Annotated in this window: 16 protein-coding genes; 9 read left to right on the forward strand and 7 right to left on the reverse strand. The window is 66.9% G+C overall.

Translation table 11 applies throughout. The features are described 5' to 3' along the window. Positions 1–10: 10 nt before the first annotated feature. Positions 11–886 (forward strand): energy transducer TonB, encoded by an 876-nt coding sequence (locus ORK51_RS01360; RefSeq protein ID WP_139146346.1) that lies wholly within the window; start codon positions 11–13, stop codon positions 884–886. A 36-nt stretch (positions 887–922) separates the two neighbouring features. Here the strand turns inward: ORK51_RS01360 and ORK51_RS01365 are convergent, their stop codons facing one another. The 3 genes from ORK51_RS01365 to ORK51_RS01375 form a co-directional block, all read right to left on the reverse strand. Continuing rightward, positions 923–2,509 carry a sensor domain-containing diguanylate cyclase gene (locus ORK51_RS01365; RefSeq protein ID WP_266083580.1) on the reverse strand — a complete coding sequence of 529 codons (1,587 nt, stop codon included), beginning with the start codon at positions 2,507–2,509 and terminating at the stop codon, positions 923–925. Between the two features lie 216 nt (positions 2,510–2,725). Then, positions 2,726–3,742, reverse strand: coding sequence for a cupin-like domain-containing protein (locus ORK51_RS01370; protein ID WP_266083581.1), 1,017 nt, complete (start codon positions 3,740–3,742; stop codon positions 2,726–2,728). A gap of 111 nt (positions 3,743–3,853) precedes the next feature. Next, complete coding sequence (locus ORK51_RS01375) at positions 3,854–6,865, reverse strand: TonB-dependent receptor (protein ID WP_266083583.1); 3,012 nt, start codon at positions 6,863–6,865, stop codon at positions 3,854–3,856. A 421-nt stretch (positions 6,866–7,286) separates the two neighbouring features. On the opposite strand from ORK51_RS01375, the gene ORK51_RS01380 reads away from it, so the two are divergent. Next, positions 7,287–8,564, forward strand: a complete 1,278-nt coding sequence (locus tag ORK51_RS01380) for a sugar MFS transporter (protein WP_046273074.1) — start codon at positions 7,287–7,289, stop codon at positions 8,562–8,564. Positions 8,565–8,573: 9 nt separating this feature from the next. Here ORK51_RS01380 and ORK51_RS01385 read toward each other — a convergent pair whose 3' ends face one another. Beyond that, positions 8,574–9,581: a LacI family DNA-binding transcriptional regulator gene (locus ORK51_RS01385; protein WP_046273075.1), complete on the reverse strand. Its 1,008-nt coding sequence runs from the start codon at positions 9,579–9,581 to the stop codon at positions 8,574–8,576. 342 nt (positions 9,582–9,923) lie between these two features. Here ORK51_RS01385 and ORK51_RS01390 point away from each other — a divergent pair, with 342 nt between their 5' ends. Further along, positions 9,924–12,455 carry a glycoside hydrolase family 3 protein gene (locus ORK51_RS01390; RefSeq protein ID WP_266083586.1) on the forward strand — a complete coding sequence of 844 codons (2,532 nt, stop codon included), beginning with the start codon at positions 9,924–9,926 and terminating at the stop codon, positions 12,453–12,455. Positions 12,456–12,536: 81 nt separating this feature from the next. On the opposite strand, the gene rho is transcribed toward ORK51_RS01390, so the two are convergent. Further along, positions 12,537–14,333, reverse strand: coding sequence for a transcription termination factor Rho (gene rho, locus ORK51_RS01395; protein ID WP_266083588.1), 1,797 nt, complete (start codon positions 14,331–14,333; stop codon positions 12,537–12,539). Between the two features lie 222 nt (positions 14,334–14,555). Next, a complete protein-coding gene (gene trxA / locus ORK51_RS01400; RefSeq protein WP_019183509.1) occupies positions 14,556–14,885 on the reverse strand; it encodes a thioredoxin TrxA in 330 nt (109 codons plus the stop codon). Between the two features lie 559 nt (positions 14,886–15,444). On the opposite strand from trxA, the gene rhlB reads away from it, so the two are divergent. The 5 genes from rhlB to ung all read left to right on the forward strand — a co-directional run bounded on the left by rhlB (position 15,445) and on the right by ung (position 20,462). Further along, a complete protein-coding gene (rhlB, locus tag ORK51_RS01405; protein WP_266083591.1) occupies positions 15,445–17,157 on the forward strand; it encodes an ATP-dependent RNA helicase RhlB in 1,713 nt (570 codons plus the stop codon). Between the two features lie 105 nt (positions 17,158–17,262). After that, positions 17,263–17,949: a cell division ATP-binding protein FtsE gene (ftsE, locus tag ORK51_RS01410; RefSeq protein ID WP_019183511.1), complete on the forward strand. Its 687-nt coding sequence runs from the start codon at positions 17,263–17,265 to the stop codon at positions 17,947–17,949. After that, positions 17,946–18,896 carry a permease-like cell division protein FtsX gene (gene ftsX / locus ORK51_RS01415; protein WP_070426086.1) on the forward strand — a complete coding sequence of 317 codons (951 nt, stop codon included), beginning with the start codon at positions 17,946–17,948 and terminating at the stop codon, positions 18,894–18,896. Before ftsE ends, ftsX begins: the two co-directional genes overlap by 4 nt. A 7-nt stretch (positions 18,897–18,903) precedes the next feature. After that, positions 18,904–19,746 carry a response regulator gene (locus ORK51_RS01420; RefSeq protein ID WP_019183513.1) on the forward strand — a complete coding sequence of 281 codons (843 nt, stop codon included), beginning with the start codon at positions 18,904–18,906 and terminating at the stop codon, positions 19,744–19,746. Beyond that, positions 19,743–20,462: a uracil-DNA glycosylase gene (gene ung, locus ORK51_RS01425; protein ID WP_070426084.1), complete on the forward strand. Its 720-nt coding sequence runs from the start codon at positions 19,743–19,745 to the stop codon at positions 20,460–20,462. Before ORK51_RS01420 ends, ung begins: the two co-directional genes overlap by 4 nt. Before the next feature lie 15 nt (positions 20,463–20,477). Here the strand turns inward: ung and ORK51_RS01430 are convergent, their stop codons facing one another. Continuing rightward, positions 20,478–20,837: a helix-turn-helix domain-containing protein gene (locus tag ORK51_RS01430; protein ID WP_026069828.1), complete on the reverse strand. Its 360-nt coding sequence runs from the start codon at positions 20,835–20,837 to the stop codon at positions 20,478–20,480. Between the two features lie 468 nt (positions 20,838–21,305). Here ORK51_RS01430 and ORK51_RS01435 point away from each other — a divergent pair, with 468 nt between their 5' ends. Then, on the forward strand, positions 21,306–23,333 hold the full coding sequence (locus ORK51_RS01435) for a hypothetical protein (RefSeq protein WP_266083597.1): 2,028 nt from the start codon (positions 21,306–21,308) through the stop codon (positions 23,331–23,333). Positions 23,334–23,384: the final 51 nt, after the last annotated feature.

Raw genomic sequence — 23,384 nt, forward strand, 5'->3', positions numbered from 1 at the left:
AGAGAGTGCGATGCGTTGTTCCCCTATTCTTGCCCTGGCATTGGCCTTCAGCGGCGTGGGCATGGTCGTGGTCCCCGATGCGGACGCACAGACCAAGCGTGAGGTGCGCGAGCAGGCCGAAGCCAGCATGGTGCTTACCGGCGAGATCGATATCGGCACCGAAGGCCAGGTCGAAGCGTTCCGTCTGGACAAGCGCGCGCAGGTCGACGAGACCATCGTCACCTTCGTCGAAAATGCCGTGAAGACGTGGCGTTTCGCCCCGGTGCTTGTGAATGGCCAGGCCGTCAAGGCACGTACCCCGGCCACCATCCGCCTGGGTGCGAAGAACAACCCCGATGGCACCGGCCTGATCACGCTGCTGGCAGCGAATTTCGAAACGTACGACGAAACCTCGACCGACAACGTCACCAAGGTGAAGATGACGCCGCCGGTGTATCCCGAGGATGTCTTCAACGCGCGCGGGCGTGGCGATGTACTGCTGTTGATACAGGTCGGGCGCGACGGGAAGGTGCTGGATGTGGCCACCGAGCAGGTCAATCTTCGTGTGATCGCCAACGAGGCGAACATGCGGAAAATGCGCGACAAGCTGGCCCGCGTGTCGATGGGCGCCGCACGCAAGTGGACCTTCAAGGCGCCCTCTACCGGAGATCAGAAGGACGAGGCGAGCTGGACCATCCGGGTGCCGGTGCGATTCTCGTTCAGCGATGAGGTGGAGCGCTACGGCCGCTGGGATGCCTACATTCCCGGCCCGCACCAGCAGGCCCCGTGGCGCAGCGACAAGGCACTGAGCGCCGATGCCAATGCCGACCTGCTGCCCGCCGGCGGCGTGTTCATGGCCGACGCCGCCAGCAAGGCGCCGAAGCTGCTGACGCCGCTCGGCGGCTGAGGCTGACAGGAGCGCGGGCGTCGCGCCCGCGGTCCCTCAACCAACGCCCGGACTGCCGGGCTGCGGGTACACCACGGTGCGATTGCGGCCCTGTTCCTTGGCCATGTACAGCGCCTTGTCGGCCAGCCGCAGCGCCTGCTGCGGATCGTCGTGGTAGGTCGGGTAGTGGGCCACGCCCAGCGATACGGTGACCGTGCCGACCTGCTCGAAAACTTCGGCGGCGACCTGCACGCGCAGGCGCTCGGCAACCTGGGCAGCCTTGGCGGCATCGATGCCCGGCAGCAGGATCAGGAATTCCTCGCCACCGTTGCGGCAGAGCAGGTCGGTATCGCGCGCGTCGTTGCGCATCAGCTGCGCGATGCGCAGGATCACCGCATCGCCAACAGCGTGCCCGAAGCGGTCGTTGATGGTTTTGAAGCGGTCGATATCCAGCGCGATGATCCCGAACGGCTGGCCGCGCGCCTGCCAGTCTTCCAGGCCCTGCTGCAGGCCACGCCGGTTCTGCAGGCCGGTGAGCGGGTCGGTCATGCTGGCGCGGTTGAGCTTGCCGATGCGGTCCTGGAGCAGGTTGAAGCTATACAGCAGGGCGGTCTTGAGCTGGGCGACCTCGTAGTACCAGGCGCGGATGCCGGTGACGTGGCGGATCGCGATGCCGGTGTCGCGGTTCTGCACGTTGCGCGCCAGCTGCCACAGAGGCAGCGAGATGCGCCGCGCAAACCACCAGGTGATCAGCAGCGACAGGATGCCCAGCGGGATCGCATTCCAGATCACCGAGGACATCAGCTGCGACAAGGATGCCAGGGTGGCCGTGGCCGGGCGCTGGGCCACCACGCCCCAGCCGACACTCGGTACCGGGGCGTAGCCGGCCAGCATCTGCACGCCATGGGTATTGCGCACCTGTTGGGCGCCCGAGTGACCCTGGGTGACTGCCTGCACGGCCGGGTTCTGCAGCGCGAACTGGCCGACCCGGTCCTGCTCGATGTGGTACAGGATGCGGCCATTGCGGTCGACCACGTACAGGTAGGAGCCATCGCGGTAGTAGTGCTTGCCCAGCAACGACTGCAGGATGCTGCGCTGGCGCAGGTAGATGGTGCCGCTGACGTAGCCCTGGTACTGGCCCTGCGCGGAGAAGATCGGGTGCGAGATCGCCACCAGCAGCCGGCCGGTGGCCGACTGGTACGGATCGCTGATGAACGGCGCACGCCGGGCGAGGGCGTCGCGGTTGCCAGCACTGTTGAGCAGCACGCCCTGCAGGGCAAGACTCTGCGGTGAGGTAGCCAGCACGGTGCCCCCGGCATCGACGATCAACACCGAGTTGAAGCTGTTGGTCTGCAGTTGCAGGCGGGCGGCCTCGGCCTCCAGCGCCTGGCGATCATGCTGGCGCTGGCCGAGCACGGTGGCGCTGTAGGCCACCTGCTGCTGAGCGGAGAGCACGAAGTTCTGGGTCGATTCGGCGAGCTTGCTGGCGTACACGCGGTTGGCTTCCAGCGTGTTGCTGATCAACTGTTCGCGCTGCACGCGGTAGCTGGCATGCAGGGTGTTGGCCAGGGCGATGATCGCGCTGAGCAGGGCCAGGGCAAGGATCAACGTGCCGAGGTTGAGGCGGGCGGACAACGGGCGCATGCGGTTCACGGGCAGCAGGGTGCAGCACCAACCGGAACACGCGGATGGAACGGCAGCAGCGAAGCAGTCAGGAGCGCACGACACAGTGCCGAACCGGTGCGCGTGCCGCGCCCGCCTTTCGACGACCCCGCCCCCGGGCGGTCAACAACTCTTTGGGCGGCGATTATTGCGGATTACACCCCCACGTGGGTGAAGTGGGCACCGCGGTGGCGGCCTTCAGCGTTCCAGGCGCCTGCGCAGTACGCCGCGCAGGTGATCGGCGCCGGCCTGGTCCAGTGGTCCGAGCACACCGCGTACTGCCTCGGGGATGTGCGCGGTGGTGTGTTCATCGGCCTGGAAGACGTAATGCTGGAACATCGCCTGCCAATGCGCGCGCTGCGCCGGCGGCAGATCGCGGAGCGCCAGCAGCGAGAGCATCAATGCGTTCATCGGCGCATCCATCCACGCCGGCACCGGCCGCCACCAGTAATTGACCAGCACGTTGAACGCCTCCAGCCCTTCCATGTGGTGCCACCACAGCGATGGAATGAACACGGCATCGCCCGGCCCCAGCTCGGCCACCTGTGCGTGCGCCAGTGCCGCGCTGAAGCGTGGAAACCGCACCAGGTCCGGTGCGGCGAAATCGACCAGGCTGACCGCCTGCCCGGCCGGCGTGAAATCCAGTGGCCCGATATACAAATTGCCCACCTGCGATGGGGGGAACAGGGTGACGCGGCGGCGGCCGGCGGCTACGCAGGCCAGGTTGTCCGGCACGTCCTGGTGGGCGGCGATGCGCGAGCGGTTGCCGATCCAGATGCTGGCCAGCGGATCGTCCACCCCCAGTTCCAGCGCATTGGTCTGGCGGAAGCCAGGCAGGAAGCTGTCCAGCGTGGTCGATGCCACATAGATCGACGGCGGTGCCGGTGCCGGCGCGTACTTGAGCAGGGTATCGAGCACGACCTTCAACGGGATCTGCTCGCGGCGGAAATTGAAGCCGCTCATGTCCGCGTTGTAGAACACCCGTCCCCGGGCCTCCGGTGGCGCCGTGGTGGCAGTGACTGGCAGCGCGCCGTGATCGAACTGCTTGAGATGGTCAACCGCCGCCTGCGCGGACCGGGTCGCTGCGGCGACCAGCGGCCACCTGGCCACCAGCCCGCGGATCACCTTCGGCGTGGTCCAGCCGGGCAACTGCGCGTGCAGCTGCGCCGGATCCAGATCATGCAGTTCCTCGATCGGGCCGGGCATGGCGGACATCGGCATCCTGATGGCAGGGGCGGGTGGCGCCCACGGTAGCGCGCAGGTGAGGGAAGCGGAAGGCCGCGGGATGAGCGCGGCCTTCCGGTGCTGCAGCTCGGCAGTGCCGACTCAGAACTTGTAACGGACGCCGAACATGTACCGCGGGCCGGTCTGGGTGGCGTAGCGCAGCATGTTGGTGTGGCGCGAGTAGGTGCGCATGGTCTCGTCGGTCAGGTTGATCGCTTCCAGGCTCAGGGTCAGCTGCTCGCTGACCGCGTAGCTGATGTTGAGATCCAGCTGGCCGTAGGCTTCGGTGTAGTTCGGGTTGGGACCCTGGCCGCCGATGCCGTTGAGGAACTTGTCGCGCCAGTTGTAGGCCGCACGCACCTGCCAGGCGTTCTTGTCGTAGAACAGCACCGCGTTGGCAGAATCGCTGAGGCCGATCATCGGATACTGATCGCCCAGGCTGAGGTTGTCGAAGGTCAGGCCGGACTTCACCTTGGTGTAGTTTGCCGCCACGCCAAAGCCGGACTGGCCGAACAGATGCTGCACGGCCACTTCCCAACCCTGGAGGTGGTCCGAACGCTGGTTGGCCGGCAGGGTGACGTCAAACCCGGCAATCGGATCACCCGGCTGGCCGACGATGCTGCCGGTCTGCTGCCCTGCGGAATTGACGCCGGTGGAGGTCACGCCCGGGTCGCCGGCATGGTTGGTGAAGATGTAGTTGCGGATGCACACCGTATCGGTGGCCACGCAGCCCGATGCCAGTGCCTCGTTCCAGTAGGCGCCGCCCACCGGGGTGTGCAGGCTGCCTGCATCCTCACGCGCGATCGTGTTGCTGATGAAGTTCTTGATGTTCTTGCGGAAGAAGCCGACCGAGGCGTAGCTGGCCTCTCCGTAGTACCACTCCAGCGAGAGATCGAAGTTGTCCGAGAGCAACGGCTCCAGTGCCGGGTTGCCACGCGAGCCGGTGCCGCCCTGGGTGCGCACGATGTTGTCCAGACGCTGCCCGCTTTCGATCTGCGTCCAGCCCGGACGGCCGAGACTGCGGCTGTAGCTGCCGCGCAGCGCCAACGATTCACTCAGGTCCAGCTTCAGGTCGAGATTGGGCAGGATGTAGTCGTACTTGCCCTTGCCACCCACGAAGGCGCCTTCGTCGGCGTAGGTGATGTTGAACTCGTTGAGCGAATTCCAGCTGATGGAGGTCGGGACGCGCACCAGCGCCTGCGATTCCACCTCGGTTTCTTCGTAGCGCACACCCGCGGCGATATGCAGCGGCATGTTCCAGTCAAAGGTAGTGCGGTATTGCAGGTAGGCACTCTTGGACGTTTCCGTGGTGCGGATGTCCTCGGAGTATTCCGTCGGGGCGACATAGCAGGTGGGGCAGGCCGGCTCCACGCCATTGGCCACCTGGGCGGCACGATCGCGCAGGCGGTCGAAATCGAACACCAGGAACTGGCCCGTCAGGCGCGGATCGTTGTGGCCGGAGAACGCCTTGAAGTACTTGGCCATGTCATCGGCGTACCAGATGCTGTCATCGTAGTCCGCAGGCGTACCGACGCCGCCCCAGCTGTCTCGCTGCATGATGGCCGCCGCCGAGCGGTTGTCCACCTTGGTATGGCCCACGCCGAAATCCAGCGCGGAGTAGTCGGCAAAGCGGAACACGCCCTTGGCCTGCAGCTGCTCCACTTCAGACTTGTTGTAGCTGTTCTGGAAGACCGAGCCTGTCACCAGGGCATCCGATGCCTGGATGCCGCCAGGAGGCAGTGCGATGTTGATGATGGGGAGGTCGCCGCTGTAATCGACCGTGGTCTTGCCACGCACGTAAGCGGCGACGCCCAGCACGCCCGCCGAGCCGTAGGGGCCATCGGGCTGCGATTCGGCACTGGCGCGGTTGTAGTCGAAGGTCATGTCCAGCGCGTCGTTGACCTCCCACTCGACGTTGAAGCCTACCGCTTCCATGTTGTTCTTGGTCGCCAGCTTCATGCCGCCCATGGCCACGTCGCCGTTGACCACGTCTTCGCTGTAGACGATCGGCGCGGCAACCGGGCCGTTGGTCCAGGTGCTGTCGCCGGGGCCGTAGTTGAACCACACCGACAGTTCGCTGCGCTGCTGCTGGACCTTGTTCTCGACATAGGTGTAGTCCAGCGTGGTGGTCACGTTGTCCAGCGGCTTCCACTGGAACGTGGCCTGTCCGTTGGTGCGCTGCCGCTGTACCGCATTGACGTTGTAGGCCGAGTTCTGCGGGCGGCCATAGATATCATCGGGGCCCGGGCGGTTGGTGATCCGGTCGGCATAGCCCGTGCCGGGTTGTGGCAATGCACGCCAGTCGGTGGTGTCGCTGCCACGAAGCGTCGCCCAGCCTTCGGCCACGGTCGCCTGGTTGAAGCCCGAATCGCGTTCCTGGTGGCTGGCACTGAGTGCAACGCCGAAGCGTCCGTCGGCGTAGGTCTGGCTGAAGATGCCCGACAGCTCACCGGTGATGTTGGACCCTTGCAGCGTGCGCGGCACGTTGTCGTTGGAGGTGTCGTGCACCGCCTTCAGGCCCAGGCTGACGACCGGCGCCGCCTCCAGTGGACGCAGCGTCTTGATGTTGATGGTGGCACCGATGCCGCCGGTCGGATTGTCGGCGCGGGTGGTCTTGTAGACCTCCACGGCCGAAATCGATTCGGAGGCGATGTTCGCAAAGTCGAACGATCGCGAGCCGTTCAGGCCGGCACCGCCGTTGCCGAGGTTGGACGCCGGCATCTGCCGGCCGTTCAGGAGCACCAGGTTGTAGTCCGGGCCGATGCCGCGGACGGTCACCTTGGAGCCCTCGCCGCTGGAGGTGCGGTCGATCGACACGCCGCTGATGCGCTGCAGCGATTCGGCCAGGTTGGTATCCGGGAACTTGCCGATGTCCTCGGCAACGATGCCGTCGACCACGCCCTGGCTGTCGCGCTTGAGGTTCATCGACGAGGTGAGGCTGCCACGGATGCCGGTGACCTGCACCGCATCCAGCGTGGTCGGGTCGACGCCCTCGGGGGCTGTCGTGGAGGTTTCCCGGGCCGCGGGATCCTGCGCCCAGGCCGGGCCGGCCAGGACAGCGAGAAGTGCGGAGGTGAGCATCGCCTTGCGGGGTACGGCCTTGTACGTCTTCATGATGATCCCTCCCCAGGGAATTCGATCGTGGCGGTTCTGCGTTGTGTCGGCGCGGGTTCCAGTGCGCACGGCCCGGATTGGAGCCATGGTTGACAGCGTTGTCAACAAACGACGTCCCCGCTGCGCTTTGCCTGGCCATCGTCACGCGTTCCACGTTGCCTGCACATCGGGCACCTGCGCGGCGGAAGCACTGCAACGCAGGCGTTGTGGCCCGATTTCACCGGGACGTCGGCCACCGGAAGGAGGGTGCACACGCGTTGTGCAGTGCAGAACGAAACTGCGCGAAGTGATTCGCGTGCACGCACCGCAGCATCGCGGGCCACGGGCAGCGGATGGCTGACAGCGCTGGACAATCGCGGTCCAAGCAGGTTCCATGTCTGGCCGCCGACTGGCCGGCTCTCCCAATCTGGAAGGACATGCAATGGACACTCCTGCTGCCGTCCGCGGACAACATGTGCAAAGCAATGGCGTTGCACTGGCCGTGGTCACCGCCATCTTTTTCATGTGGGGTTTCCTCACCTGCCTCAACGACATCCTGATTCCGCACCTGAAGGCGGCGTTCGCGCTCACCTGGGTGCAGGCGATGCTGGTCCAGTTCACCTTCTTCGGCGCGTACTTCCTGATGTCGCTGCCCGCCGGGCGCCTGGTCGCGGCGGTGGGCTACAAGCGCGGCATCGTTGCCGGCCTGGCCATCGCCGGTGTGGGCGCGCTGTTGTTCTGGCCGGCAGCACAGGCGCATGTGTATGGCCTGTTCCTCGGCGCGCTGTTCGTGCTGGCCACCGGCATCACCGTGCTGCAGGTCGCTGCCAATCCCTATGTTGCGCTGCTTGGTCCGGAGCAGACCAGCTCCAGCCGGCTGACCCTGGCGCAGTCGATGAACGCGCTGGGCACCACGATCGCGCCGTTGTTCGGCGGCCTGCTGATTCTCTCGGCCGCGCCGCGCACCGCCGATGAACTGGCCCTGCTGCCGCAGGCCGAGGCACTGGCTTACCGCGCCGCCGAGGCGCAATCGGTGCAGCTGCCGTACTTCGGCCTGGCCGTCGCACTGTTCGTGCTGGCGGTGGCGATCTGGATGTTCCGCCTGCCGGCCATTCCCGGCGTGGAAGGCGCGGCCGCCACCGGCAGTGGCCGCCTGCGCGATGCGCTGCGCCATCGCCACCTGCGCTATGGCGTGCTGGCCATCTTCTTCTACGTGGGCGCGGAGGTCTCGATCGGCAGCGTGCTGGTCAATTTCCTTTCGATGCCCGGTATCGGTGAGGGGCTGACCGAGCAGGAAGCCACGCGCTACGTGTCGCTGTATTGGGGGGGGGCGCTGGTTGGCCGTCTGCTGGGTGCAGCGTTGCTGACCCGGCTGGACCCGCGCCGCATGCTGGGGGTCTTCGCGTTGATCGTGATCGCCCTGCTGACGGTGACGATGCTCGGCAGCGGCAACCTGGCCAAGTGGAGCGTGGTCAGCATCGGCCTGTTCAACTCGATCATGTTCCCGACGATCTTCGCGCTGGCCATCGCCCGCCTGGGCACGTTGACCGGGCAGGCCTCCAGCCTGCTGGTGATGGCGATCGTGGGCGGCGCGGTGATCCCGCTGGCGATGGGCTGGCTGGCCGACCATCACGGGCTGCAGGTGTCCTTCCTGCTGCCGATGCTGTGCTACCTGTTCATTGCCTTCTACGCCTGGCGCGGTTCACGCCACAGCCACTGAGGCAGGCGCTCAGCGGCGACGCGGGGGGTGCGTGGATTCGCGCACCAGCACCGCATGGTCGACGGTGACCATGACCCCGGCCTCCGGGGAGCGGATGCGGTCGATCAACTGCTCGGTGGCCAGCCTGCCCATGGAGGCGGTCGGCTGGCGCACGGTGGTCAGCGCCGGGTAGATGTGCCCGGCGATCGGCGTGTCATCGAAGCCGCAGACCGACAGGTCGCGGGGAATGCGCAGGCCGCGCTGCCCGGCGACGCGGAACACCGCGGCGGCCATGTCATCGTTGGCGGCGAAGATCGCGCTCGGCGGCTCCGGCAGGTCCAGCAGTGCATTGGCGGCCTCGATGCCGGATTCGAACGAGAACTGCCCGTTGACCACCAGCGCCGGATCGTAGGCGATGCCGTACTGGCGCAACGCCTGGCGGTAGCCGGCCAGACGCCACTGGCAGGCGCCGTGCGCGCGCGGGCCCTTGATATGGCCGATGCGGCGATGCCCCTGCGCGACCAGGTGACCGATCAGTTCAACCACTGCGGTGGTCTCATCCATGCGCACGCCGATGCAGCCGTCCGGATGCCGCGGTGCGATGGACGCATACGGAATCTCATGCTCTTCCAGGTAGGCCAGCACCACCGCGTCATCGGTCAGCGGCGGGATCAGCACCACCCCGTCCGGGCGCGAATTCTCGAACAACGCGGCCAGGTCGGGCAGGGTGCGGCGCGCCGTGCCGACCGGGCCCAGGATCAGGTTGTAGTGGTGCGCATGGCACGCCTCCAGCATCCCGTTCTGGATTTCCATCAGGTAGTTGCGCGAGGGATTGTTGTAGACCAGCGCCAGTGCATACGAGCGCTGCCCGGCCAGGCTGCGCGCGGAGAGGTTGGGCTTGTAGCCCAGGCGCGTCACGGCGGCCAGCACCCGCTCGCGGGTTTCCGCGCGCACGTTGGGCTCGTTGTTGAGCACGCGGGAGACCGTCTTGATCGATACACCCGCAACGGCGGCGACATCCTCGATACGACTACGCATGGTGCGGGGGTTCCTCTCGGAGGGGCGGGCGGCCAGGTGCCGATGGTAGTGCGCGTGTGTCACATCGATGTTGCCGATGCAGGCGGATGTTGCCATGCCGGCGACGTGCGTGGCGGGTTCGGGTTTTCCATGTCGCGATGCAGCAGTTCAAGCACGGCCTGGACATCATCTCCGGTGGTGATCCCCGCTGCAGCGGGACGCCGGTCGCAAGCGCGGCCGCGGGCGGTTGACAGCGTTGCCATGGGCTTATATGACAGCGCTGTCAGAGCGGGGCGCTGACCGCCGCCCGGCTGCAGTCCCGCCCGTTCCGTTCGCGCGTATTTCATCAGAGGAAGATGTCCAGTGACCAGCTCCAACAAGACGATTCTCGCTACCTGCCTGCTGGCTGCGCTGGCCTCGACGGCCGGTGCCGCACCGGCCACCGGTGAACGCCTGCAGGACTGGCCCCGTGTGACCAGCGCGATCGGGCCGGATGCTGCGCTGGAGGCGCGGGTGCAGCAGATCGTGGCGCAGATGACGCTGGCGCAGAAGGTGGGCCAGATGACCCAGCCCGAGATCAAGATGATCACGCCCGACCAGGTCCGCCAGTACTACATCGGCTCGGTCCTCAATGGCGGTGGCTCCTGGCCGGGCATGGACAAGCACGCCACGGTCGCGCAGTGGCTGCAGTTGGCCGATGCGTATCGGGTGGCCTCGCTGGCCACCGATGCGCGCACGCCGATCCCGGTGATCTGGGGCACCGATGCGGTGCACGGCCACAACAACGTCTACGGTGCCACGCTGTTCCCGCACAACATCGGGCTGGGCGCGGCCGGCGACGCCGCGGTGATCGAGCGGATCGGCCGGGCCACCGCACACGCGGTGCGTGCCACCGGCATCGACTGGGTGTTCGCGCCGACGCTGGCAGTAGCGCACGATCCACGTTGGGGGCGCACCTACGAAAGCTATTCCTCCGACCCGCACGTGGTACGGGAATTCGCCCAGGCCTACGTCAAGGGTGCGCAGGGGCGCTTCGGCGACGACGGCAATGTCGTTGCCACCGCCAAGCACTACATCGGCGATGGCGCGACCGACAGCGGCCGCGACCAGGGCGAAGCGCTGGTCGACAAGGACACGATGATCAACGTGCACGGGCAGGGCTACTACGGTGCGCTTGGCGAGGGCGTGCAGACGGTGATGGCCTCGTTCAACAGCTGGAACGACCGCAGCGGTGGCGTCGACTACGGCAAGATGCACGGCAACAAAGCGCTGCTGACCGGCGCGCTGAAGGAGAAGATGGGCTTCGACGGTTTCGTCGTCTCCGACTGGAACGGCATCGCCCAGGTGCCGGGCTGCCGCAACGACAGCTGTGCGCAGGCGATCAACGCCGGCATCGACATGGTGATGGTGCCCGACGACTGGAAGGCCTTCATCGCCAACACCATCGCCCAGGTGGAGAGCGGGGAGATCCCGATGGCGCGCATCGATGATGCGGTCACCCGCATCCTGCGCGTGAAGCTGCGCGCGGGCCTGTTCGATCACAAGCCGTCCGACAGCCGTCATGCCGGTGACGTCGCCGCCGTGCAGCACCGTGAGCTGGCGCGCCAGGCCGTGCGTGAGTCGCTGGTGCTGCTCAAGAACGAGGCCAAGGTGTTGCCACTGCGCCGCGATGCGCGGGTGATGGTGGTCGGCAAGAGTGCCGACAACCTGTCCGATCAGTCCGGTGGCTGGTCGCTGACCTGGCAGGGCACCGAGAACCGCAATGCCGATTTCCCCACTGGCGATTCGGTGCTGGGGGCGCTGCGTGCCGAACTTGGCGCACAGAAGGTTGCCTACAGCGCCGATGCGACGGCGCTGGATCCCGCGCAGTTCGACGTCGTGGTGGCCGTGATCGGCGAGACGCCATATGCCGAAACCAACGGCGACATCCTCGCGTCCGATCCGGTCAGCCACAGCCGTGCCTACCCGCAGGATCTGGCCGTGCTGCGCGCGGCCCAGGCCAGTGGCAAGCCGGTGGTGACCGTGTACTTCTCCGGGCGCCCGATGTACACCAACGACCTGCTCAACCACTCCCAGGCCTTCGTGGCGGCGTGGCTGCCGGGTACCGAAGGCAAGGGCATCACCGACGTGCTGGTGGCTGGCAAGGACGGCAAGCCCGCGCATGATTTCCGCGGGCGCCTGAGCTTCCCGTGGCCGGGCGTGCCGTGCCCGGCGCCGATCGACCGTCCGGATCCGAAGCAGCCGCCGCTGTTCGCGCTTGGCCACGGCCTGAGTTACCGCACCCCGGGCAAGGTCGACCGCCTGCCCGAAGCCAACCCGGACAACTGCGGCGAGGTCACCACGCTGCCGATCTTCAACCGGGCCGACACGCCGCCGTTCGCGCTGCATGTGGCGGCCGTTGGTGCCACCCAGCCGCTGGGCAACGATCTCAACGCCACGTTGCGCTGGCCGGCCGCCGCGCCGGTAGTGCAGGTACGCACCGTGCAGATCAATACCCAGCAGGATGCCAAGGAAGTGACCTGGCTGGCGCCGGCGCAGTTGATCGCACGCAGTTCCTCGCGGCGCAACCTGGGTGCGCTGGCACGCAACCACGGCGCGCTGCAGTTCGATGTGCAGCTGGTGCAGCGCCCGGTGTCGCCGGTGAAGGTGACCATGCAGTGCGGTACCGGCTGCGAGGGCGGCGTGGATATCGCGCCGGTCCTGGCCAGGCTTTCGCCGGGGCAGAAGCAGACCGTGACCGTGCCGCTGGCGTGCTTTGCCAAGCAGGGCGTGGACCTGGGTGCGGTGGAAGCACCGTTCGTGGTGAGCGCCGACACGCCCTTCGCGGCGGCGTTCACCCAGGTGCGCGTATCGGTGGATGCAGACAACGCGGCGGGCGGGGTGCGCTGCCCGTAGCGCCGGGCTCTGCCCGGACATCCCCCTCAACGAAAAAGGCCCCGCGATGCGGGGCCTTTGTCTGTTCGCCTGAAACGCGTATCAGCGCTTCATCGAACCGAAGAACTCGTCGTTGGACTTGGTGTTCTTCATCTTGTCGAGCAGGAATTCCATCGCGGCCATTTCATCCATCGGATGCAGCAGCTTGCGCAGGATCCAGATCTTCTGCAGCAGTTCCGGCTCGATCAGCAGGTCTTCGCGGCGGGTGCCCGAGCGGTTGATGTCGATCGCCGGGAACACACGCTTTTCAGAGATGCGGCGGCTCAGGTGCACTTCGCTGTTGCCGGTGCCCTTGAACTCTTCGTAGATCACCTCGTCCATCTTGCTGCCGGTATCGACCAGCGCGGTGGCGATGATGGTCAGGCTGCCGCCTTCCTCCACGTTGCGCGCGGCGCCGAAGAAGCGCTTCGGACGGTGCAGTGCGTTGGCGTCCACACCACCGGTGAGCACCTTGCCGGAGCTGGGTACCACGTTGTTGTAGGCGCGCGCCAGGCGGGTGATCGAGTCGAGCAGGATCACCACGTCCTTCTTGTGCTCGACCAGGCGCTTGGCACGCTCGATCACCATTTCGGCGACCTGCACGTGACGGGCGGCCGGCTCGTCGAAGGTGGAGCTGATGACTTCGCCGCGCACGGTGCGCTGCATTTCCGTCACTTCTTCCGGGCGCTCATCGATCAGCAGCACGATCAGGTGCACGTCCGGATGATTGGTGGTGATCGCCGTGGCCACCTGCTGCATCATCATCGTCTTGCCGGCCTTGGGCTGGGAGACTATCAGCGAACGCTGACCCTTGCCCTGCGGTGCCATCAGATCGAGGATGCGGCCGGTGATGTCTTCGGACGAACCGTTGCCGCGTTCCAGGGTGAAGCGCTTGCGCGGGAACAGCGGGGTGAGGTTCTCGAACAGCACCTTGTTCTTGGACGCTTCCAGCGGCTCACCGTTGATGGTGTCCACGATCGACAGCGCGAAGTAGCGTTCGCCGTCCTTCGGGAAGCGGATGCGGCCGGACAGGTGGTCGCCGGTGCGCAGGTTGAAGCGGCGGATCTGGCTGGGCGAAATGTAGGTATCGTCCGGGCCGGCCAGGTAGCTGGCTTCGGCCGCACGCAGGAAGCCGAAGCCGTCGGGCAGGATTTCCAGCACGCCGTCGGCGGCGACGCCGTCGCCATGACGGGTCAGCACCTTGAGCAGGGCGAAGATCACGTCCTGCTTGCGGGCACGTGCCACGCCTTCGGAGATCTGCAGCTGCTCGGCGATTTCCAGCAGCTTCTGCGCCGGCATGCGCTTGAGGTCGCTCAGCGAATAGACCGGGAAGCCTTCGGGCACGTTGGCCTGCTGGCTGCGCACGAACGGCTGCTGTTCGCCGTTGTCCTGCGGCATGCCGTCATCGTTGTAGCGATCGCCACCGCGGTTGCGGTCACGGCGATTGCGGAAACGGTCGCGGCGGTTGCCTTGGCCCTGACCCTGGCCTTGGCCCTGGTTCTGGTTCTGGCCCTGACCCTGCTGGTACGGGTTCTGCCCGCCCTGCTGGTTCTGGTTCTGGTGCCGGCCATTCTGGTTGCGCTGGCCACCGTCGCCGGTGTCCTGCTGACCACCGCCCTGGGAGGGCGATGCGTCGCCACCGGCAGGAGCTGCCGGCGCCGATGCCTGCGGGGCTGCCGAAGGAGCAGCAGCCGGCGCCGGCGCGTCAGACGCGGCAGCCAGAGGCAGAGCGGGTTGTGAGGGGGGGGAACCTGCCTCGGCAGCGGTGTTGGCGGCGGCCTTGGCGACGCGCGGCTTGCGCACGCGCTTCTCGGCGGGCGCGTCGGCGCTCCCGGGTTCGGAAGTAGTGATATCGGACAAGTGCTGGATTCCTCGCTAGAAGGTGCGAGCGCCCGGCAGGGCGGCGAACGTTGGGAAAGGATCTGGAAGGAAACTGCGTCCAGAAGATGCGGCGCGCGAATGCGGCCGGATATGCCGACACTAACACCGGCTCGCGGCAGCGCGCAAGCCGGGTGGGGCAGGGTCATTCATGCGGGCGATGGGCCCGCGTGGCAGCCGGACGGGGCCGGCTGCCTGCAGCGATCAGGCCAGGGCCTTGTCGAGCATGCCGGCCAGCTGGGCCTTGCCGACGGCACCGATCTGCTGGGCCTGGACTTCGCCGTCCTTGAACACCAGCAGCATCGGGATCGAGCGCACGTGGTACTTGGCGGCCAGGGCACGGTTCTGGTCCACGTTGACCTTGGCGATCTTGGCGCGGCCGTTGTAGGCGTCGGCCAGTTCGTCCAGGGCCGGGGCGATCATCTTGCAGGGACCACACCATTCGGCCCAGAAATCGACCAGCACCGGTTCCTTGGAATTCAGCACTGCGCTATCAAAGTCGGCGTCGCCGACATGTACAACCTTGTCGCTCATCTTGGTTTCTCGTCTGGTAATGCACCCGGCAGGGCCGGAGGAAGTTGAATTTGGGCAACGCCAACCGGGCGTCACCCTCGTCTGGTGCCTCGTGGCCGCGGGCGGCCAGCGGTGCGTTCGGCGGATGCCTGGACGCTCACGGGGCGCAGTGTACCGCTATCGCCGTGACCGGACAGACGCTGGTTGGAAAGAAGCGTCCCGTGATCGCCCACCTGCGTTATCGCGACGATCCTGGTTGATATGCGGGAGCCAGCACGACGCTTCCAGCCCCTCCCGCCGCCCCGTTCAACCGGCGGCAGGGCCGGTGAATACGAGGTGGAGAGCCTTCCAGGGCCTGAAACCTGCCGCAAAAAGCACGCCGGGCGGGCATTCTCATGGCGCTGCGCGACGGGTGATCCCGGTTTGACGCCGACATTGCGCTAAACTGGGGCATTGTGCGGCGCCCTGGACCTGGAGTCCGGCCCTGCCAATCCCGGCGCAGGGGCCGTTTGCGACGGTGCCCCCCAAGATTGCAAGCCACCCCGCACCTCTGCCGGGATGGCCTTACCAAGACGGACTCATGAGCGACAAACCGCTGACCGATTTGACCTTCTCCTCCTTCGAGCTGCATCCGGCCCTGCAGGCCGGCCTTGAAGGAGCCGGCTTCACCCGTTGCACGCCCATCCAGGCGCTGACCCTGCCGGTCGCGCTGCCCGGCGGCGACGTCGCCGGCCAGGCCCAGACCGGCACCGGCAAGACCCTGGCCTTCCTGGTCGCCGTGGTGAACCGCCTGCTGACCCGCCCGGCGCTGGCCGACCGCAAGCCGGAAGACCCGCGCGCGCTGATCCTGGCGCCGACCCGCGAGCTGGCCATCCAGATCCACAAGGACGCCGTGAAGTTCGGCTCCGACCTCGGCCTGCGCTTCGCGCTGGTCTACGGTGGCGTGGATTACGACAAGCAGCGCGAGATCCTGCAGCAGGGCGTGGACGTGATCATCGCCACCCCGGGCCGCCTGATCGACTACGTCAAGCAGCACAAGGTGGTCTCGCTGCATGCCTGCGAGATCTGCGTGCTCGACGAAGCCGACCGCATGTTCGACCTGGGCTTCATCAAGGACATCCGTTTCCTGCTGCGCCGCATGCCCGAGCGCGCCACGCGCCAGACGCTGCTGTTCAGCGCCACGCTCAGCCACCGCGTGCTGGAGCTGGCCTATGAGCACATGAACGAGCCGCAGAAGCTGGTGGTGGAGAGCGAATCGATCACCGCCGCCCGCGTGCGCCAGCGCATCTACTTCCCGGCCGACGAAGAGAAGATCCCGCTGCTGCTGGGCCTGCTGTCGCGCAGCGAAGGCGCCCGCACCATGGTGTTCGTCAATACCAAGGTGTTCGTCGAGCGCGTCGCGCGTTCGCTGGAGAAGGCCGGCTACCGCGTCGGCGTGCTGTCCGGCGATGTGCCGCAGAAGAAGCGCGAAAGCCTGCTCAACCGCTTCCAGAAGGGTCAGCTGGAAATCCTGGTGGCCACCGATGTGGCCGCCCGCGGCCTGCACATCGACGGCATCAAGTACGTCTACAACTACGACCTGCCGTTCGATGCGGAAGACTACGTGCACCGCATCGGCCGCACCGCGCGGCTGGGCGAAGAGGGTGATGCGATCAGCTTCGCCTGCGAGCGCTACGCGATGGGCCTGCCGGATATCGAGGCCTACATCGACCAGAAGATTCCGGTCGAGCCGGTCACCAGCGAAATCCTGACCCCGATTCCGCGCGCGCCGCGTGCACCGTCCCCCGAAGGCGAGGGTGATGCCGAGGGCGACGAGAACGAGAGCGTCGGCCAGATCTTCCGTGAAGCCCGCGAAGCGCGTGCGGCGGAAGAGCAGCGTCGTGGCGGTGGCAGCAGCCGCGGCGGCAAGCCGTCCGGTGGCCGCGGCGAGCGCCGCGCCCCGGGTGAGCGCAGTGCCGATGGCAAGCCGCGCCGTGAGCGCAAGCCGCGCGTGGAAGGCGAGCAGCCGGTGGCTGCCGCCGCCGATGCCGTGGCCAAGTCGCAGCTCGCACCGACCGCCGCCCCGTCCGCCGAGGGCAGCCCCGCCGTGGAAGGCGAGCGCGCCCCGCGCAAGCGTCGTCGCCGCCGCCACGGCCGTCCGGTCGAAGGTGCCGAAGGCGCGGCAGCCACCGGCCCGGTGACCCCGGTGCAGGTGACCGCCAAGCCGATGCGCGGCACGCCGGCCGCCGATCCGGGCGCCTCGTTCCTGACCCGCCTGGGCCGCAAGATCCGCCGGATGCTCTCCGGTTCGTAAGACCTGACGGCTGAGGTAGTGCCGGCCGCTGGCCGGCGCTACCGATCAGCCCCCCCATCAGGTTGCCGTTACCTACGCGCCACGCTCGTCCTGCATAATCAGGGGATGAGCGTCCTGCGTTTTGACAATGTCAGCAAACAATATGCCGGCGGCCACCAGGCACTGGTGGACGTCAGCTTCGATGTCGCCCCCGGGGAGATGCTGTTCGTTACCGGTCATTCCGGTGCGGGCAAGAGCACCCTGCTCAAGTTGATCCATCTCGACGAGCGGCCCAGCCGCGGCGCGGTGATCTTCGATGAGCGCAACCTGCTGAAGGTGCGCGGCGGCAGTATTCCGCGGCATCGGCGCGAGGTCGGTGCGGTCTACCAGGACCACCGCCTGCTGATGGACCGCAGCATCGCCGAGAATGTCGCCCTGCCGCTGATCCTGCGTGGCACCCGTCGCAACGAGATCGGCAAGCGCGTGCGCTCGGTGCTCGAACGGATGGGCCTGGGCCATCGCGAAAAAGCGCTGCCCTCGCAGTTGTCGGCCGGCGAGCAGCAGCGCGTCGGCATCGCCCGTGCGATTGTCGGCGAGCCCAAGCTGCTGGTCGCCGATGAACCAACCGGCAATCTCGATCCGACCCTGGCGGCAGAAATCATGGCGTTGTTCGCCGAACTGCCCGACCGCGGCACCAGCGTGCTGGTGGTCAGCCACGACCTGGCCCTGCTGCGGCGCATGCGCAAGCGCGTGCTGATCCTGGACCACGGCCGCCTGGTCGATGACATCTCGCCGCAGGACCTGGCCGAATGAATACTCCGGTGACCAAGGAAACCGCCGCGCCTTCGCGCCTGGGCGTGTGGCTGCACCATCATGGCCACAGCGTGGTCTTCAGCCTCGGCCGCGCCTGGCGCAAGCCGTGGGCGACCCTGCTCACGGTGATGGTCATGGCGCTGGCGCTGGCCCTGCCGCTGGGCCTGTCGATCGCGTTGGACAACCTCAAGCACTTCGCCGGCAGCGTGCAGCAGTCGCGCGACATCAATCTGTTCCTCAAGACCGATGCCGGGGCCGATGCGGCCGGCCAGGTCGCCGAGACTTTGCGCGCCCGCGCCGACGTGGCCAAGGTGACCGTGCAGACGCCGGAGCAGGGGCTGCAGGAGCTGCGCGAAAGTGCCGGGCTCGGCGAAGCGATCGATGCGCTGCACGACAACCCGCTGCCGACGCTGCTGATCGTGACCCCGGGCGAGGGCGCCGATGACGCGCGCCTGGCGCAGTCGCTGGAAGCCCTGCCGCAGGCCGACCTGGTGCAGCACGATGCACTGTGGCGCAAGCGGCTGGATGGCTGGCTGGGTTTCGGCACGCGCCTGGTGCAGGTGTTGTCGGTGCTGCTCGGGCTCGGTGCCGCGCTGGTGGTCGGCAACACGGTGCGCCTGGATATCCAGGCCCGCCGCGATGAGATCGGCGTGCTGCAGCTGCTCGGTGCCAGCGATGGCTTCATCCGTCGCCCGTTCCTGTACCTGGGCGCGTGGTACGGCCTGGGCGCCGGCGCGGTGGCGCTGGCCCTGATCGGTGCCGCCGGGCTGGCGCTGCGCCCGCCGCTGGCCGCGCTCTCGCATAGTTATGGCAGCCCGTTCGTGCTGCATGGTCTGGACCTGCTGCATTCTTCGTTCGTGCTGCTCGGCACCGTGGTGCTGGGCTGGCTGGGCGCCTGGCTGGTGACGGGACATTTCCTGCGCCAGACCCGTCCCACCGAAACCTGAGCCCCGCATGCGTCCGCAAGCCCTCAAGCACCTCGTCGACGACGCACCGCGCGTGATGGTCGTCGATGGCTCCCGGCTGGTCCGCAAGTTGATCGCCGATGTGCTGCAACGCGAACTGCCGGCGGTGGAGGTGGTGGGCTGTGCGAGCATCGCCGAGGCGCGGGCGGCGCTGGATGCCGGCCCGGTCAGCCTGGTCACCACCTCGCTCACGCTGAGCGATGGCGACGGGCTCGACCTGGCGCGCATCGTGCGCGACGCCGCGGGGCAGGCCTACGTACCGGTGATCGTGGTTTCCGGCGATGCGCAGCAGCATCTGGAGCAGCGTCGCTTCACCGAGTACGTCACCGACTATTTCGACAAGGCGCTCGGTCACGAAGCGCTGGCCACCTTCATCCGCGGCTATGTGCAGCCGGAGACGATTCCCGGCGCGACGATCCTGTACGTTGAAGACAGCCGCGTCGTCGCCGAGGCGACCAAGCGCATGCTCGAACGGCAGGGCCTGAACGTGCTGCACGTGCTGACCGCCGAAGATGCGTTCGCGCTGCTCACCGCCGAGTCGCTTGGCCGCAGCAGCCATCGCATCGACCTGGTGCTGACCGATGTCACGCTCAAGGGCGAGCTCAGTGGTCGCGACGTGGTGCAGCGCGTCCGCGTGGATTTCGGCTACGGCAAACGCCGCCTGCCGGTGCTGGTGATGACCGGCGACGGCAACCCGCACAATCAATCCGGTCTGCTCCAGGCCGGTGCCAACGATCTGGTGCAGAAGCCGATCGAAGAGCGGCTGCTCATCACCAAGGTGCTGTTCCAGCTGCGTCTGTCCCGCCTCAACGACAAGCCTGCAGTGCGATGAATGACGATGTAGTACCCAGCATCCAGCTCGAACCGAGCTGGAAGACGCGTATCGGTGATTACCTGCTGCGCCCGGACATGCGGGAGTTGTCCGCTTTTCTGCGCCAGCGCAAAGCGGCCGGAGCCCAGGTGTTCCCACCGGGCCCGCAGATCTTTGCCGCCTTCGATGCCACGCCCTTCGACCAGGTCAAGGTGGTCATCCTCGGCCAGGATCCGTATCACGGGTACGGCCAGGCGCATGGCCTGAGCTTCTCGGTGATGCCGGGCGTGCCGGTACCGCCGTCGCTGCTCAACATCTACAAAGAGATCGAGGCCGATCTGGGCATCCCGCGCCCGGACCACGGCTGCCTGCTGCCGTGGGCGCACCGCGGGGTGCTGCTGCTCAATGCGGTGCTGACGGTGGAGGCGGGCAACGCCGGCTCTCACCAGCGGCGTGGCTGGGAGGGCTTCACCGACCATGTGGTGGATACGCTCAACCGCGAGCGAGAGGGCCTGGTGTTCCTGTTGTGGGGCAGCTACGCCCAGCAGAAGGGCAAGGTCATCGATACCGGCCGGCACCGCGTGCTCAAGGCACCGCACCCTTCGCCGCTGTCGGCGCATCGCGGCTTCCTGGGCTGCCGCCATTTTTCGATGGCCAATGAGTACCTGCAGCGCCGCGGCAACGCGCGCATCGACTGGTCGCTGCCGCCGCGTGCCGCGCTGGAACTGCCGGCCTGAGCGCCCGGCCGTGGCCTACACGGCCAGCATCTCGATGATGGACTGCGCCACCTGCCGCTTGCGCGGTGGCAACCGCCGCAGCAGCGACAGGATGTTGCCCTCCAGGTCATCGCGCACGTAGTCCTGTGCGGGCGCGGTCAACATCAGTTCCTCCCCGCTGGCCTTGCACACGCCGCGACCGGTGGCCAACCACTCGAATCGCACCCGCGTACTGACGGCGATGTGCACCAGGTGCGACACACTCGGATGCGTTCCTCCGCGGCGCTCCCATTGCGCGACGGCACTGCGCTTGACCCCGGTTTCCACTGCCAACTGCGTCTGTGACATCCCTGCGCTGGTGCGTGCTGCGCGAATTCGATCCGACATCGCCAACATGGCCTTCCCCTTTCTCGTTCCTTGAACAGTGGATGGTTATCGATACTTACCGGGCAGCGATTCTTTTTTCGGTCTGTACAGAACTGCTTGCCGCCCTTGCCGTTGCAATCGCTCCGCCGATGAATCCACGAGCGACAGTGAAACTTCCCCCTGCACGCGACACGGCCGGTTTGACGGTTTACCTGCGTGCACGTAGTTAATCCCTCAAGCCGGCCATGACGCGCCGGGACATCCAAAACATCGGAAGCAGGCCGATGCCCTGTCGATCATGGTCGGTATCCACCGGCCCGTGAAAGACCGCTTCGGCCAGGACGCAGGGGATGGCCGATGGATAAAGTTTCTGTTGTGAAGTTGGCGTTACGGCGATTCAGTTTGAGAGCGATTTCGCTGTTATTTGTGATGCTGTTCGCATTAAGTGCCGGTATTTCATCGGCCGCCGCGCAATCGGCCTGCACGGCTGGCGCCTGCGTGAGTGCAGGCCCGCGCCTGGCCTCGATCGATTCCACCCAGAGCCCGGTGCTCAATCTGCTGTTCGGTGCGTTGCTGCCGGGCACCGCGGTCAATCTCAGCGTGGCCGACTGGAACAACCTGGCCGGGGCGAACATCAATCTCAACGCGTTGCTGACCCAGCTCAACGGCGGCGTGGTGGTCAGTGATCCCAGCCAGGTGCTCAACGCCAGCATCACCCTCGGCCAGTTGCGTGCGGCGATGGTGCAGGTCCTGCAGGCGGACGGGCAGACCGCGGCCGCCAATGTCCTCAATGCGTTGCCGCTCGGCGCGGCGGGCGTAGGCGGCAGCATCCGCCTGGCCGACATCCTGCAGATCGCGCTGCCCACCGGCTCGCTGGCGACCGTGCGCCTGAACGTGCTGGACCTGCTTACCGGCGGTGTGCAGCTTTACAACTTCCGCAACGTACTCACCACGCCCACGCCGATCACGGTCAACACCGCGGCACTTGGCCTCAACGGCGTGGCCAACGTGCGCCTGTGGCTGCAGGTGGTCGAGCCGCCGGTGTACACCTGCGGCGCGGCCGGCGCGGCGTTCCACAGCGCGGCGATCCGCATCAAGCTCGATCTGGACCTGGTGCAGGGTTTGAACACGGGCACGCTCTCGGCGGCGCTCAGTGGCCTGAACCTGCTGGGCGTCACCCTCTCCAACACCAGCATCACCGCCGATGTCCTGCATCTGCAGGTCTACGCCGATGTCGCACGCGCCGAAGGAGCGATCTCGGCGATCAACCTGGTCGGCAACGCGGTCACGCTGCAGGCGCGTCCGGGGCTGGTGAACCTGTATGTCGGCCAGATCAGCGATGCGACCTTCTTCAACCGCACGACGGTGCTCACCGATACCGCGCTGAGCGCGGCGACGCTGACCTCGCTCAGCGTGCGGGTGCGGGTGTCGGCCAATGTGCTCGGCCTGCTCACGCCGATCGCCGACATCACCATCCCGCTGACGGTCAGCATCCGCAGTTTCGCCACTGCCACGCCCGGGCTGCAGAGCGCGAGCTTCACCGGTCCGTATCCACAGACCCGCACCCTGAGCGTCGGCACGGTCAGTGCGGCGACGATGGTCTCGACCCTGGTCAACTCGCTCAGCATCCAGGTGACCAGTGGCAACCCCACGGTCACGCTGCTGGGCGGCATCGCACTGCCGCTGCCGGTGGCGGACCTGGTCAACGGCATCGTCAACACGTTGCTGACGCCGATCCGCACCCAGGTCAACGCCGTGGTCACGCCGGTGCTGACCGCATTGCTGGGCGGGCTGGTGGACAACCTGCTGGCCCTGCTCGGCATCCGCATCGGACAGGCGGTCTTCACCGTCGAAGGCATCACCCAGGCGTGCGCGGCGACACTGCAGCTGGTCAAGGACCTGCAGCCCACCAGCGATACCGGGCGGTTCAATCTGTCCATCACCTACAACGGCAGCACGGTCGGCTCGGCCAGCAACGTCGGCAACAACGGCGCGACGGCCACGGTGATCACGGTGCCCGGCGGCAGCTACGCGCTGGCCGAAGCGGCCGCGGCCGGTACCACGCTCAGCCGTTATGCCAGCACCTGGCAGTGCACCGACCAGAACAACACCGTGGTCTCTTCCGGCAGCGGCGGCAGCTTCACCCTTCAGGCGCCGGCGATGACGGCCACGGCCGTGACGCTGGTGTGCCGGATCACCAATCGAACGCGCCAGGCGGATCTGTCGATCACCAAGACCGACGGCAGCGGCACCTACACGCCGGGCGGCACCGCGACCTACACGCTGCTGGTCCGCAACGACGGCCCGGATGCCGTCACCAATGCCGTGGTCACCGACAGCCTGCCGAGCGGCACCACGCTGCGCGGCGCATGGACCTGCAGTGCCACCAGCGGCAGCACCTGCGCGGCGGCCAGCGGCGGTGCGGTGGGCGGCAATGCGGTGAATGCCGGCGTGAATCTGATCAACGGCGGGCAGGCCACGATCAGCGTCCCGGTCAGTTTCAGCAACAACCCGGGCGCGTACTAGCGGCCGGTGCGGTGCAGTGCAGTGCGTGCAGGGGACGCCCCTTGCGGATGA

The sequence above is a fragment of the Stenotrophomonas sp. RIT-551 genome (genome assembly GCF_026241915.1).
GTDB lineage: Bacteria > Pseudomonadota > Gammaproteobacteria > Xanthomonadales > Xanthomonadaceae > Stenotrophomonas > Stenotrophomonas bentonitica_A.

What these genes read in the sequence shown, in the direction of transcription:
- ORK51_RS01385 (WP_046273075.1), bottom strand. Translation starts at nt 9,581, where the DNA reads ATGCGTAGTCGTATCGAGGATGTCGCCGCCGTTGCGGGTGTATCGATC.
- ORK51_RS01380 (WP_046273074.1), top strand. Translation starts at nt 7,287, where the DNA reads ATGGACACTCCTGCTGCCGTCCGCGGACAACATGTGCAAAGCAATGGC.
- ORK51_RS01420 (WP_019183513.1), top strand. Translation starts at nt 18,904, where the DNA reads ATGCGTCCGCAAGCCCTCAAGCACCTCGTCGACGACGCACCGCGCGTG.
- rhlB (WP_266083591.1), top strand. Translation starts at nt 15,445, where the DNA reads ATGAGCGACAAACCGCTGACCGATTTGACCTTCTCCTCCTTCGAGCTG.
- trxA (WP_019183509.1), bottom strand. Translation starts at nt 14,885, where the DNA reads ATGAGCGACAAGGTTGTACATGTCGGCGACGCCGACTTTGATAGCGCA.
- ung (WP_070426084.1), top strand. Translation starts at nt 19,743, where the DNA reads ATGAATGACGATGTAGTACCCAGCATCCAGCTCGAACCGAGCTGGAAG.
- ftsX (WP_070426086.1), top strand. Translation starts at nt 17,946, where the DNA reads ATGAATACTCCGGTGACCAAGGAAACCGCCGCGCCTTCGCGCCTGGGC.
- ORK51_RS01365 (WP_266083580.1), bottom strand. Translation starts at nt 2,509, where the DNA reads ATGCGCCCGTTGTCCGCCCGCCTCAACCTCGGCACGTTGATCCTTGCC.
- ftsE (WP_019183511.1), top strand. Translation starts at nt 17,263, where the DNA reads ATGAGCGTCCTGCGTTTTGACAATGTCAGCAAACAATATGCCGGCGGC.
- ORK51_RS01360 (WP_139146346.1), top strand. Translation starts at nt 11, where the DNA reads ATGCGTTGTTCCCCTATTCTTGCCCTGGCATTGGCCTTCAGCGGCGTG.
- ORK51_RS01370 (WP_266083581.1), bottom strand. Translation starts at nt 3,742, where the DNA reads ATGTCCGCCATGCCCGGCCCGATCGAGGAACTGCATGATCTGGATCCG.
- ORK51_RS01375 (WP_266083583.1), bottom strand. Translation starts at nt 6,865, where the DNA reads ATGAAGACGTACAAGGCCGTACCCCGCAAGGCGATGCTCACCTCCGCA.
- ORK51_RS01430 (WP_026069828.1), bottom strand. Translation starts at nt 20,837, where the DNA reads ATGTTGGCGATGTCGGATCGAATTCGCGCAGCACGCACCAGCGCAGGG.